12 protein-coding genes and 1 pseudogene are annotated in these 13,711 nt (G+C 36.0%); 2 read left to right on the forward strand and 11 right to left on the reverse strand.

The window, feature by feature from the left end; all coding sequences use genetic code 11:
• Positions 1-130: 130 nt before the first annotated feature.
• Both HMPREF9699_RS01645 and HMPREF9699_RS01650 read left to right on the forward strand, forming a co-directional pair.
• Positions 131-1,045, forward strand: a complete 915-nt coding sequence (locus tag HMPREF9699_RS01645; RefSeq protein WP_002661836.1) for a mechanosensitive ion channel family protein — start codon at positions 131-133, stop codon at positions 1,043-1,045.
• A gap of 125 nt (positions 1,046-1,170) precedes the next feature.
• Positions 1,171-1,713, forward strand: a complete 543-nt coding sequence (locus HMPREF9699_RS01650) for a hypothetical protein (protein WP_002661837.1) — start codon at positions 1,171-1,173, stop codon at positions 1,711-1,713.
• Positions 1,714-1,780: 67 nt separating this feature from the next.
• Here HMPREF9699_RS01650 and HMPREF9699_RS01655 read toward each other — a convergent pair whose 3' ends face one another.
• From HMPREF9699_RS01655 to rpiB, 11 genes and pseudogenes are all read right to left on the reverse strand, one after another.
• Positions 1,781-4,057, reverse strand: coding sequence for an aconitate hydratase (locus HMPREF9699_RS01655; protein WP_002661839.1), 2,277 nt, complete (start codon positions 4,055-4,057; stop codon positions 1,781-1,783).
• 236 nt (positions 4,058-4,293) lie between these two features.
• A complete protein-coding gene (sufD, locus tag HMPREF9699_RS01660) occupies positions 4,294-5,574 on the reverse strand; it encodes a Fe-S cluster assembly protein SufD (RefSeq protein WP_002661841.1) in 1,281 nt (426 codons plus the stop codon).
• Between the two features lie 45 nt (positions 5,575-5,619).
• Entirely contained in the window at positions 5,620-6,363 is a 744-nt protein-coding gene (sufC, locus tag HMPREF9699_RS01665; RefSeq protein ID WP_002661843.1) for a Fe-S cluster assembly ATPase SufC, read from the reverse strand.
• Between the two features lie 67 nt (positions 6,364-6,430).
• Positions 6,431-6,790: pseudogene (locus tag HMPREF9699_RS01670) on the reverse strand (four helix bundle protein).
• A gap of 55 nt (positions 6,791-6,845) precedes the next feature.
• On the reverse strand, positions 6,846-8,294 hold the full coding sequence (sufB, locus tag HMPREF9699_RS01675) for a Fe-S cluster assembly protein SufB (protein WP_002661846.1): 1,449 nt from the start codon (positions 8,292-8,294) through the stop codon (positions 6,846-6,848).
• Between the two features lie 93 nt (positions 8,295-8,387).
• Positions 8,388-8,768 carry a four helix bundle protein gene (locus HMPREF9699_RS01680; RefSeq protein WP_002661848.1) on the reverse strand — a complete coding sequence of 127 codons (381 nt, stop codon included), beginning with the start codon at positions 8,766-8,768 and terminating at the stop codon, positions 8,388-8,390.
• Between the two features lie 80 nt (positions 8,769-8,848).
• Positions 8,849-9,178 carry a HesB/IscA family protein gene (locus tag HMPREF9699_RS01685; protein ID WP_002661850.1) on the reverse strand — a complete coding sequence of 110 codons (330 nt, stop codon included), beginning with the start codon at positions 9,176-9,178 and terminating at the stop codon, positions 8,849-8,851.
• 268 nt (positions 9,179-9,446) lie between these two features.
• Positions 9,447-9,728, reverse strand: a complete 282-nt coding sequence (locus HMPREF9699_RS01690) for a TM2 domain-containing protein (protein WP_002661851.1) — start codon at positions 9,726-9,728, stop codon at positions 9,447-9,449.
• Between the two features lie 67 nt (positions 9,729-9,795).
• Positions 9,796-11,955: a ribonuclease R gene (rnr, locus tag HMPREF9699_RS01695; RefSeq protein ID WP_002661853.1), complete on the reverse strand. Its 2,160-nt coding sequence runs from the start codon at positions 11,953-11,955 to the stop codon at positions 9,796-9,798.
• Positions 11,956-12,085: 130 nt separating this feature from the next.
• Entirely contained in the window at positions 12,086-12,796 is a 711-nt protein-coding gene (locus HMPREF9699_RS01700) for a head GIN domain-containing protein (protein WP_002661856.1), read from the reverse strand.
• Positions 12,797-12,817: 21 nt separating this feature from the next.
• The gene (gene rpiB, locus HMPREF9699_RS01705; protein ID WP_002661857.1) at positions 12,818-13,249 is read right to left on the reverse strand and encodes a ribose 5-phosphate isomerase B; all 432 of its coding nucleotides are present in this window, start codon (positions 13,247-13,249) and stop codon (positions 12,818-12,820) included.
• Positions 13,250-13,711: the final 462 nt, after the last annotated feature.

Here is a 13,711-nt window from a genome sequence, read left to right on the forward strand (position 1 = left end):
TTCTCTAAAAAATGATTTTCATTGTTTTGGATTTTGCTAAAGTACTAACGAAGCCCTTTAAAATGAAATGAAGAAAATTCCTATATTTGGACTGAAAGAAATTTGATGCTCTACAATAAGAAAAATAAATATGGATAAAGAATTGACCAACAATTTTATTGACCAACTGAAAGAAGTAATGAACTTTGTGATTTTTAATGTCAGTGGAACTAAATTCACACTCATTACCCTCATCTACATCATTATTGCTTCTAGCTTCTTAATTTTTCTCTCTAAAAGAATTACCCGGCTGCTGGAAAATAAACTCCTCGCTACTGCAATTGCCGAAAAAGGAACACGATCTGCCATAGTTACCATTATCCGATATGCTATTTTACTTCTAGGTTTCTTTTTTATCTTCAAAACCGCAGGCTTTGACTTAGGAGCATTCAGCTGGATGCTCGGAGCATTAGGGGTAGGTTTAGGTTTTGGCTTACAGAATATTACAAGTAATTTTATCTCGGGCATTATTATCCTTTTTGAAAGACCTATCAAAATAGGAGATAGAATACAAGTGGGAGATATCTCGGGGGATGTTACTTCTATTTCCATGCGTTCTACCACTATTGTCACCAATGATAATATCTCTATCATCGTACCGAATTCTAAATTTATCAATGACAATGTGATTAACTGGTCTCATAATGATAGGAGAATAAGGGTGCATTATCCCGTATCTGTTTCCTACAAAGAAGACCCTGAAAAAGTGAAAGAAATCGTACTCAATATCGCAAATAATCACCCTGATGTACTGAAAAACCCAGAACCTGCCTTTTGGTTTGTAGAATATGGAGATAATTCTTTAAATTTTGAGCTGGTAGTCTGGACTTCTACCTATATTCAAAAACCCGTAGTTCTCAAAAGCCATTTGTATTATATTATTTTCAAAGAATTTGCCAAACATAATATTGAAATTCCATTTCCACAAAGAGACATCCACATCCGCTCCGGGCTTCATAATAGCGAGAATGATGCTTCTCATCATGAAAAAGGATTGCAAGAATGATAGCACTTCCTTATTGCTTCAGTGAAAAGCAGCTGTTACCTTAATCAAAATCATGATAAATATCATATTGTATAATATATTTTTTCATTAGTTTTGTGCAAATTTATTTTTATTTATTCCAAACAATGAGAAAAATTTGGTTTACATTTTTATTCATTTTCGCTATTGTTTCTTGTGACCGTATTGAAAATACAGTTGTAGATAACCGACAAGAGGAATTGCTATTTCATTTTAGTAAGTTTGATATTATTGAAGGGGCAGGAATAGATATGAATGATGATGGAGTCATCAATACAAATATATTAAAGGAACTATATGCCTCTAATTATTTTTCTACCCCTAGAAGAAGAGATATGGAACTTCGTGTTTCTCTTGATCATAATAATCCTTGGAGTATTATAACATTTACTTTTCCTGAGGTACAAACCTCTTCTTATGACGGTGGATTTCTTGGCATCCAGTTATCTTCCCTTCATACGCTTTATTTTAAAAAAGGAACTGAGACGGATACTGAAATGATTTTAGGCAGTGGTCTTAAAGTATTTTCTTTCAAAAAAATAACGGATACAAGGTATAGGCTCATCATGGAAAAAAGTTATTTTAACTATGCTACCAATGCTAAGGAGAGTAGAAAATTTGAGGTAGAGTATTTTGAATACCAAAGATGATAACTTCTGAAACAAAAACTGCCCCTTTCGGGGCAGTTTTATTATTATGGAACGATAAGTAAAAACACTATTCCGTTTTTTTGGCTTCCTCAGCTATCAGATTAAGGGCAGAGCCTGCTCGGAACCAGCCTATTTGCTGTTCATTATAAGTATGGTTTGCCAATATTTCATCCGTAGTACCATCTTTGTGGGTAACCTTAAGAACTAAAGGCACATTAGGTGCAAAATCTACCAAATTAATGAAATCAATGGTATCATCCTCCTGAATTTTATCATAATCAGCTTCGTTTGCAAAAGTAAGTGCCAGCATTCCTTGCTTCTTCAGATTGGTTTCGTGGATACGCGCAAAAGATTTTACCAAAACCGCTTTCACACCAAGATGTCTCGGTTCCATAGCAGCATGCTCACGGGAAGAGCCTTCACCATAGTTATGGTCTCCCACCACAATGGAAGGTACTCCACTTGCCTTATAATTTCTCTGTACGGCAGGTACTTCCCCATATTCACCCGTCAGTTGGTTTTTCACCTGATTGGTTTCCATATTATAGGCATTCACTGCCCCGATGAGCATATTATTAGAAATATTATCCAGATGTCCACGGTATTTCAGCCACGGCCCCGCCATAGAAATATGGTCAGTAGTACATTTTCCAAATGCTTTGATGAGTACTTTCGCACCCTCTATATTCTTCCCATCCCACGGCTGGAAAGGCTCTAAAAGCTGTAATCTATCCGAATTTGGATCTACGATGACTTGTACCGAAGAACCATCTTCTGAAGGCGATTGGTAACCATTATCCTCCACATCAAATCCTTTGGTAGGAAGCTCTGCTCCTTTAGGTTCATCTAATTTTACTTGCTCTCCCTTTTCATTGGTCAGCGTATCTGTAATCGGGTTAAAATCTAATCTCCCCGAAATGGCTACCGCTGCCACCATTTCTGGCGAAGCTACAAAGGCATGGGTATTGGGGTTACCATCGGCTCTTTTCGCGAAATTTCTATTAAAAGAATGGATGATGGAGTTTTTCTCTTGTTTCTCTGCACCTTCTCTGTCCCACTGCCCTATACATGGACCACAAGCATTGGTAAAAATTCTTGCGTTTTCAAATTTTCTAAAAGAATCAAGGAAGCCATCTCTCTCAGCGGTAAATTTTACTTGTTCCGAACCAGGGTTAATCCCCAAAATAGCCTTTGGTTTTACCCCTTTCGCCACGGCATCTTCTACGATGGAAGCCGCTCTGGAAAGGTCCTCATAAGAGGAATTGGTACAAGAACCTATGAGTGCCCATTCTACATCTAAAGGCCAACCATTTTCTAAGGCTTTGGTTCTAAATTCTGCCACAGGAGTAGCCAAATCTGGCGTAAAAGGCCCATTGAGATGCGGCGTAAGTTCAGAAAGATTGATTTCTATGACTTGGTCAAAATATTCTTCAGGATGAGCATAAACCTCCTCATCTCCTGTGAGGTGCTCTGCTATTTTATCTGCAGCCTCTACCACATCTTGCCTTCCCGTAGCTACTAAATATCTTCTCATAGCATCATCATACCCAAAGGTAGAAGTAGTGGCTCCAATTTCCGCTCCCATATTACAAATGGTTCCCTTACCCGTTGCTGAAAGCGATTGAGCTCCTTCCCCGAAATATTCTACAATACAACCTGTACCGCCCTTCACCGTAAGAATACCTGCCACCTTAAGGATAACATCTTTGGCTGAAGTCCATCCATTCATTTTTCCAGTAAGCTTCACCCCGATGAGTTTTGGCATTTTCAGCTCCCATGCCATACCTGCCATTACATCTACAGCATCAGCTCCGCCTACCCCTATGGCTACCATTCCTAATCCACCCGCATTTACGGTGTGAGAGTCTGTTCCTATCATCATTCCACCTGGAAAGGCATAGTTTTCTAGTACCACTTGGTGGATGATTCCCGCTCCTGGCTTCCAAAATCCAATGCCATATTTATCACAAACGGAGCTAAGGAAATTAAATACTTCTGAGTTTTTTTGAATCCCCTCTTGAAGGTCTTTATCTGCCCCTACTCTTGCCTGAATAAGGTGGTCTGCATGCACAGTAGAAGGAACAGCTACTTTCTTTTTTCCTGCTTGCATAAACTGCAATAACGCCATTTGAGCGGTGGCATCTTGCATAGCCACTCTATCCGGAGCAAAATCTACATAGGATTTACCTCTTTCATACGCTTCGGTAGGTTTTCCGTCCCAAAGGTGAGTGTATAGTATTTTTTCTGCAAGTGTAAGCGGTTTTCCCACAATCTTTCTTGCCGCTGCAATTCGTTCTGGGTAACGCTCATACACTTTTTTGATCATATCAATATCAAAAGTCATATCAAAATAAGTTTTTATAATAAATAATAATTAAAGAGATTTTTAGCTGGATACTAATCATCAAATGTAGTAATTTTTTGATATTTGTGGAGCCTCTGTAAAGAATTTGGAATGAGTTTAAATAATATAGATTACAACACAAAGTATCACAAAAAGTGAGCGAATCTTTTTCCTACAATAAAAGAAAAACTCCTCTAAGGAATACCCAAAAGAGGAGTTTTTATCAAGACAATCTTTTAAAACTCTATACCTACTTCTAATTTTTCGGCAAGCAGTCTAGAAATTTTCTCTTTCAGTGGCTCTATATCTATATTTTGCATGGCATCATTGGCGAAAGCATAGAGGAGCAATGCCTGTGCTTCTTTCTTAGAAATTCCTCTGGCTCTGAGGTAAAAGAGTGCATCTTCGTTTAGCTGCCCCACGGTACAACCATGGGAGCATTTCACATCATCGGCAAAAATCTCTAGTTGTGGCTTGGTATCTATGGTAGCCCCTTCGCTGAGAAGCACATTATTATTTTGCTGGTAAGCATTGGTCTTTTGAGCAATTTTATCCACGAAAACCTTTCCATTAAAAACGCCATGTGCCTTATCTTTGAAAATCCCTTTATAATTTTGGTAAGACTCACAATTTGGCTGATTATGATGTACGGCGGTATGATGATCCACCAGCTGTTCCCCTCCGATGATGGTAATTCCATTCATAAAGGAATTAATATTTTCCCCATTGTGAATAAAATCCAAATTGTTACGAACCAGTTTCCCTCCGAAAGAAAAAGTATTCACCGTAGCCAAACTATCGCGTTCTTGCTTAGCAAAAGTATGATCCACTAAATAAGAACTAGCATTGTCATTTTGAAGTTTATGCCAATCTACCTTGGCATTAGATGCCACAAAAATTTCCGTTACGGCATTGGTAAAAGTATAAGTAGTATCAAAATTATGATGACTTTCAATAATTTCCACCTTCGCTCCTTCTTCTGCTATCAATAGGTTTCTTACATTGTAGCAAGTGTTTTCTTCTTGGTTTTGAGAAAGGTAAAACACATGAATTGGCTTTTCTATCACCGTATTTTTAGGGATATGAAGAAAAAAACCGAAGCTGTATAGTGCGGTATTCAGTTGGGTAAAAGCCAAATCTTTATTGGCTATTGTATCCAAATACTGCTTTACCATAGGCTGGTATTGCTCGTGATTCTGAACATATTCTAAGGAAAGAAATTCCGCATTCTCTATGGAGATTTTAGAAAGTTCCTTGTGTAACTCACCGTTCACAAAAACGAGCCAATCAAAATTTTCTTCGCCCAAATGCAACTGATTGAGCTGCTCTTTGGTAATATTATGCGTTTTTTTAGGACTAAAATTATAGTCTTTTTCGGTTACCTCTTTCAGGTGAGTATATTTATATTCTTCGTCTTTCTTAGTAGGAAAACCCAAGCTAAGAAACTTCTCCAAAGCGGCATGTTTTTCCCCTTGGAGCGTATTTTTTTGTTTTTCTATCCGTTCTAATAATGCCATTACTCTAAAATTTCCGAATTATCCAATTAGCTTATTATCTAATTTTTACTTCACCAGCCAATCGTAGCCTTTTTCCTCCAGTTCCAAAGCGAGAGATTTATCGCCTGTTTTAATGATTTTACCATCTGCCAATACATGGACAAAATCTGGCTGAATGTAGTTCAATAGCCGTTGGTAATGGGTAATCAAAAGTACTGCATTGCCTTGATTTTTAAAATGATTTACTCCTTCGGAAACAATTCTTAGAGCATCAATATCCAATCCCGAATCGGTTTCATCCAAAATCGCCAATTTAGGATTGAGCATGAGCATCTGGAAGATTTCATTTCTTTTCTTTTCTCCTCCTGAGAAGCCTTCGTTTAGTGAACGAGAAAGAAACTCTTTTTTCATCCCCAAAAGCTCTGATTTTTCACGGATAAGGGCGAGCATTTCCTTAGCTGGCATCTCTTCAAGTCCGTTAGCTTTTCTGGTTTCGTTAATCGCTGCTTTTATAAAATTGGTATTAGAAACCCCCGGTATTTCTACAGGATATTGGAACGAAAGAAAAATACCTTTATGTGCTCTCTCTTCAGGAGCATCTTCTACAATATTCTCTCCCTCGAAGAGGATTTCTCCCTCCGTAACTTCATAGTCTTCTTTTCCTGCAATCACCGATGACAGGGTGGATTTTCCTGCTCCGTTCGGTCCCATGATGGCGTGAACTTCCCCTGGTTTTATTTCAAGGTTAATCCCCTTAAGGATTTCAATACCGTCCTCTATTTGTGCGTGTAAGTTTTTTATTTTAAGCATGATATATTTATTTAATGTGATAATGAGGTAATTTGGTAATTTGGTAATTAGTATAATGAGGTAATTACTAATTCCCGCATTCTCTCATTCTATTTTTTAGCGTGATAATAATTTTATTAACAATATTTTCTATTTCCTTTAAATCAGAAATTAAATTCTCACAATTGGGATAGTTTTGAGAATAATGGCATAATTCTAACCAGTATTTAGTTTCTTCTATTTCTTTTGCAGAGATTTTGAATTTGTGAATAAAATCCTTTTTACTCTCGCTGTTTTGAGCTTCTCTAATGTTCGCTCATATAGAAGTTCCAGACCTTAATAATTGATTAGCAATGACAAATTTTTTCATTTGATGAAGTAACTCGCAATATTTAATAATTTCTAATGCGAATGAAAAAGTTTTATCTAAAATGATATTTTTTTCCATAATTTATAACATTGCAATAAAAATCACCTCATTCCCCCATTCTCAAATTATCTTATCATCCCACACTTCCTTCCAGCGAAATCTCCAGTAGTTTCTGAGCTTCTACGGCAAATTCCATTGGAAGTTTGTTGAGAACCTCTTTACTGAAACCATTAACAATAAGTGCAATGGCTCTTTCCGTATCAATACCCCTTTGGTTACAGTAGAAAATCTGATCTTCTCCGATTTTGGAAGTCGTAGCTTCATGTTCCAGCTGTGCCGAAGGGTCTTTAATTTCAATGTACGGAAAGGTATGTGCTCCACACTCATTGCCCATAAGCAGAGAATCACACTGGGAGAAGTTTCTTGCTCCTTTTGCCGATGGCATCACCTTTACCAAACCTCTGTAGGAGTTGTTGGATTTTCCTGCTGAAATTCCCTTAGAAATAATGGTAGATTTGGTATTCTTACCGATATGAATCATTTTGGTTCCTGTATCTGCGTATTGGTGCATATTGGTTACTGCGATAGAGTAAAACTCTCCTATGGAGTTATCGCCTTTCAAAATACAAGATGGGTATTTCCAAGTAACCGCCGAACCTGTCTCTACCTGCGTCCATGAGATTTTTGCATTCTTTTCACAAAGTCCTCTTTTGGTCACGAAATTGTACACCCCGCCTTTTCCTTCTTCATCTCCAGGGTACCAGTTCTGAACGGTAGAGTATTTAATTTCGGCATTATCCAAAGCAATAAGCTCTACTACCGCGGCATGCAACTGATTTTCATCTCTAGAAGGTGCCGTACAGCCTTCCAAATAAGATACATAAGCACCTTCATCGGCAACCACCAAAGTTCGCTCAAATTGCCCCGTTCCTGCCTGATTGATACGGAAATAGGTAGAAAGTTCCATAGGACATTTTACCCCTTTAGGAATATAGCAGAATGACCCATCAGAGAACACCGCTGAGTTCAGTGCGGCATAAAAATTATCTCCTCTCGGCACCACCTTACCGATGTATTTTTTTACCAAATCTGGATGTTTTTTTATAGCTTCGGAAATGGACATAAAGATAATGCCTTTTTCTGCTAGCGTTTCCTGAAAGGTAGTGGCCACAGATACGGAGTCCATTACCACATCTACGGCTACCCCCGTGAGTCTTTTCTGTTCGTCCAACGAAATTCCGAGTTTCTCAAAAGTTTTCAAAAGCTCTGGATCCACCTCATCTAAACTTTCGAGTTCTGGCTTTTTCTTCGGTGCCGCATAGTATTTTATCGCTTGGAAATCTGGCTTTTCATACTTAATATTTGCCCAATCGGGTTCTTCCATTTTTTGCCAGATACGGAAAGCTTCCAGCCTCCACTCGGTCATCCATTCTGGTTCTTCTTTCTTCTCAGAAATCGCCCGAATGATATCCTCGTTCAGTCCTGCTGGAAAATCCTCGTATTCTATATCGGTATAAAATCCAGCTTCGTATTCTTTATTTTTAAGGTCTTCCCTTAAATCGTCTTCGGTGTATTTTGACATTTTTATTGATTAAATGATTAAAAAATTGAAAGATTAAAAAGATTAACATTCTTTCAATTTATTTATTTTTTGAAGTTGTTTTTATTATAAGGATTAATTTCTACTATTACTTGTCTTTTTATGACTTGTTATTTTCAAATAATCTATAAATTTTGACAATTGCACAGAAATTTCTTTACAATCTTTTTGCAATTGTTCCACATCTATCTGATAAATTTTTTCACAAATATTGAGCATATTTCTCACTTCTGCACAACTTCCTTTCGCATATTTTAGAAATCTAACAAACTGAATATTACTATTGTATTCAGAACCTTCTGCGATATTGTTACTTATAGATAAAATAGCTCTTTTCAACTGGTTAGACAATTCAAATTCTTTTTGTAAGGCTTCATTACTAAGTAATTCAAAAATATTTTTTGTAAGAATTAAGGTAAGCTGATAAACTTTAAAGTTTTCAAAATTTTCTGCCATATCTATTTACTTATTGCTAAATGATGTATCAAAAGCAGTTCTAATTTTTTTAATTCTTGAATCTTTGAATTTTTTAATTTTTATAACGAAAAACTTTCTCCACATCCGCAGGTTCTTGCGGCATTAGGATTATTGAATACGAATCCTTTACCATTGAGTCCTCCTGAATATTCCAGTGTAGTTCCGGCAAGGTAAAGAATGGACTTTTTATCCACTAAAATTTTAAGATTATTGTCCTCGAAAACCTGATCGGATTCTGTTTTTTCCTTATCGAATTTCAGAACATATTCCAGTCCAGAGCAGCCACCGCTCTTCACGCCCACTCTTATATAGTCCTTGGCAGGATCAAAGCCGTCTTCTTTCATCAGCTGAAAAGCCTTATCTCTTGCTTGGTCAGATACTTTTATCATTGTATTTAATTAGAATGATTTTGAACTGGCAAAAATACGAACTAATATGACGAAAATCAATTTATTGTATAAATTAATACGATAAATTTCGTAAATTTAACTTTTGTCTGAAGAAAAAACCACGAGAAGTAATTTTTTTCTAAAAACTAGCGTTATTAATAACTACTATGGATAAACCTAATACCATAACGAAAAATAAAATATAGGGTTTATTCTGCCTAATGAAATTATAAAAAAACTGCCCTTTTGGGACAGTTTTTTGCTTTATTTAGAACCAAGGTTTTCTACCCACTTGGTAAGTTTGATAAAACTCTTCATCTGATTTAGTAAGGTACATAATTCCCTCTATGAAAGGAATAATCCCTGCTACACCACAAGTAAAAATGGTAGCCACAATCTGAATAATTCCCTCCTTTTGATAACCCAAAACAAATTTATGAACGCCTAAAGAGCCTATAAGAAGTGCTAATACACCTGCCACTATTTTCTTATTCTCTTGTTTTGGTGCTGGATTAGTGTATTGTACACCTTGATTTTCTGTTGTATTCATTGCTTAATAATTTTGTATAAAGTTATAAATTATTTTTTTATTGGGCTATCAGGTCAAATGAAAAAAATCATATTTTTCCCATTATTTTGAAATCCAATTGTTTTCTTACCAAATCCGCTTTTATTACCTTTATTTTTACAGTATCTCCCAGCTGGTATTGGTTACCTGTACGCATTCCATAGACCGCATGATTTTTAGCATCATACATATAAGTGTCATCCATTAAGTCTCTAAGTTTTATTAGTCCTTCGGCTCCATTTTCAGGTATTTGAACCCAAAAACCGAACTCTGCAACGCCAGAAATTACTCCTTCAAACTCCTGACCTAAATGTTGCTCCATAAATTTCACCTGCATATACTTAATAGAATCCCTTTCTGCATCAGAAGCGAGTCTTTCCATATTACTACAATGTTTACATTTTTCCTCGTATTCTGCCTTATTAGGAGATTTTCCCTTGTCCAAATAATGCTGTAATAAACGGTGGGCAATCAAATCTGGATAACGGCGGATGGGCGATGTAAAGTGGGTATAATAAGCAAATCCTAACCCATAATGCCCAATAGGATCAGTAGAATAAACGGCCTTACTCATGGATCTCATTGCGAGGGTTTCTATCATATTCTCCTCTCCTTTTCCTTTTACTGATTTTAAGAGATTATTCATACTCTCTGCCACTTTTTTAGAATTAGAAAGATTCATTTTATAGCCAAAAGTAGCCACAAAATCTCTCAATGCTTCCAGCTTTGTAGGATCTGGATCATCATGAACACGATAAATGAAGGTAAGCCCTGTAACTTCATTTTTAGCATTTATAGAGATGTACTCGGATACTTTTCGGTTGGCCAAGAGCATAAATTCTTCGATGAGGTGATTGGCATCTTTACTCGTCTTAAAATACACACCCACAGGCTCATTATTTTCATCGAGATGAAAACGAACTTCGCTTCTATCAAAGGTAATGGCACCTTTCTTCACACGATCTTCTCTGAGAATTTTTGCCAGTTTATCAAGGACCAAAATTTCTTCTGCAAGGTCTCCCTTACCCGTTTCTATCCGTTCTTGGGCTTCCTCATAAGTAAATCTTCTGTCCGAATGAATCACCGTTCTTCCAAACCATTGTTTAATGATTTCTGCCTTATCATTCAGTTCAAAAACAGCGGAGAAAGTGTATTTATCCTCATTGGGGCGAAGGGAACAAACATCATTGGAAAGCACTTCTGGAAGCATAGGTACTACTCTATCTACGAGATAAATGGATGTAGCACGGCTATAGGCCTCCTCATCTAATAATGTTCCTGGAGTAACATAGTGGGATACATCAGCAATATGAACGCCTACCTCCCAATTTCCATTTTTGAGCTGACGAATAGAAAGGGCATCATCAAAATCTTTAGCATCTTTCGGGTCTATGGTAAAGGTAAGTACATCACGCATATCTCGGCGTTTTTTTACCTCTTCTTCATCTATGTTTCTGTTAATCGCATCTGCCTCTTGTTCTACTTCCTCTGGAAAACTATATGGTAATCCGTATTCTGCTAAAATAGAATGAATTTCGGTTTCATGCTCACCTGGAGCACCCAAAACTTGTACCACTTTTCCTTCTGGATTTTTGGAATGCGGTTTCCAATCTACAATTCTTACCACCACTTTATCCCCATCTTTGGCATCATGGATATTTCCTTTTGGAATGAAAATATCTGTGTTAATTTGTTTCTTATCACACACCACAAAGCCAAAATCTTTATGCTTAATGTATTCCAAAGTACCCACAAATTCTTCACGATTTCTCTCAAGAACTTCTAATACCGAACCTTCCATTTTTTTACCTTTAAAATGATAGGTAACGATGAGTACTTTATCTCCTTGGAGGGCATCTTTTACATTTTTAGAATGCACGAAGATATCTTCTTCCAATCCTTCCACTTTCACATAAGCATTTCCAGACTGATTAAAATCTATAATCCCTATGAGAGTACCTTCTATCTGGAGATTAATAATGTATTTTCCTTTCTCGGTTTCCTTTATTTTGTCCTTTGCCAAAAGACGATGAAGTGCCTGGATAACCTGTTCTCTTTGTCTTGGGTTTTTATAACCAATGCCATCTGAAATTTGTTTATAATTATAGATTTTAGATGATTTCTTATTCATAAAATTGAGAATCAATTTACCGATATCTCTGAGCTTATTCTCATTTTTCTGTGATATATATTTTCTTTTTTTTGCCATTTACATTGATATTAAATAATTGAATAATTAAAAGATTAAAAAAATGGGAGACTGATGACTTTTAGCCATTGGTCTGTATCAAAATTTAATCAAAAAGCCTTGTCATGTAACGACAAGGCTTTATTTTTTTTTATAATATTTTTATCGTTCCTGAACCTTTGATTTTCTTTTCAACATCAGAAGGGTTGCCTTTCACTTTTATATCTCCTGAACCCTTTACATCTCCTTTAAAATGAGATGAAGCATTCACTTCTATATCTCCAGAGCCTACTAGAGTAGCTTCTACTTTTTGACTACTAAGCTGATAAGCAGATACATCTCCAGAGCCTCTAAGGTCTATATTAAAATCTTTAGTGTTTCCTTTCAGTTCCATATCTCCCGAGCCGATGAGCTGAGCTGATATGGATGCTGCACTGACATTCAGTTTAATATCTCCCGAACCTCTTAAATGAAGTGTTAACAATTGTGTTTTTAAAATGTCTTGATTTTCTATATCTCCTGAGCCTGAAAGTTCTATTTTATTCACTCCAGTAGAAGGAACATAAACAGTTGCCCCTTTCTTATAAGAAACGCTTATATTTTCCTTGAATGAGATTTCTAAATTACCATTGACTATTTTCGTAGTGATAATAGGAATAATATTTTCCTCTGCCGAAATGGTAATTTTTCCTTGTTCCTTCGGAGTAAGCACCACATCTAAACTCCCTTTGAGTACCACACCACTATAGCCTGAGATATTTCGGGTTTGTGTAGTTACTTTTCCGTTACCTCGTACCCTATTTTGTCCAAAGGAGAAAGCTACTGCCCACCCTAAGAATAGGAATAATAATAATTTTTTCATAATGATATTTAATTTATTGATTTAACAAAAAGCAATTTTATCTACCCTTCCCTGATGTCTTCCGCCTTCAAAATCTGTAGTAAGGAAGGTATTTACGATCTCTAATGCCAACTCCTTCGCTATAAAACGAGCTGGAATAGCCACCATATTACAATTATTGTGCTGTCTTGCTAAAGCACCTAACTCGGGCATCCAACACAAAGCACATCTTATACCCTTGTGCTTATTCGCAGTAAGCTGTACTCCCTGTCCACTTCCACATATTAATATCCCAAATTCATTCTCTCCATTTTCTACAGATGAAGCCGCTGGATGCACAAAATCTGGATAATCTACCGAATCCAAAGAATGCGTACCATAATCCGTGATTTCATATTTTCCTTTCAACTGCTCTTTTAAAAATTCTTTGTATTCAAAACCTGCATGATCACAAGCAATCGCTATTTTTTTCATAAGTTTTTATGTGTTATTCATTGTTTTCCTGACAAAAATAAAGGAAAAAAATGAAAATTAGAATATATTTTCACCATCAAGTTCAAATAAAAATAGGTTATCCACATCGGTTCATTTTAGAAATAAAATATACTCTACTGATAATGAATCAACTGAAAAATCTACCTAAGTTTAATGATTTAATAATGAAAAAATTAAGCCGAAATGAAAAAATGTGAGTCAAAATGTGAATAACTATGGAAAAATAAGAATAAAAAATACTTGTACCAATCAAAATAAAGCATAATGGAAAAAATGAATGATAAATACAATACTTTTTTATAAAAATTTTCAAAAGACCTTTTCTATATATTTTCTGAAAATTGTTATACGCATGATTCATCAATAATAATAATCCATAATTGTGAATAAAATACTTAATATAATGATTATCAGATTAATATTATTCACAAAAGTAATGCT

The organism is Bergeyella zoohelcum ATCC 43767 (assembly GCF_000301075.1).
GTDB classification, from domain to species: domain Bacteria; phylum Bacteroidota; class Bacteroidia; order Flavobacteriales; family Weeksellaceae; genus Bergeyella; species Bergeyella zoohelcum.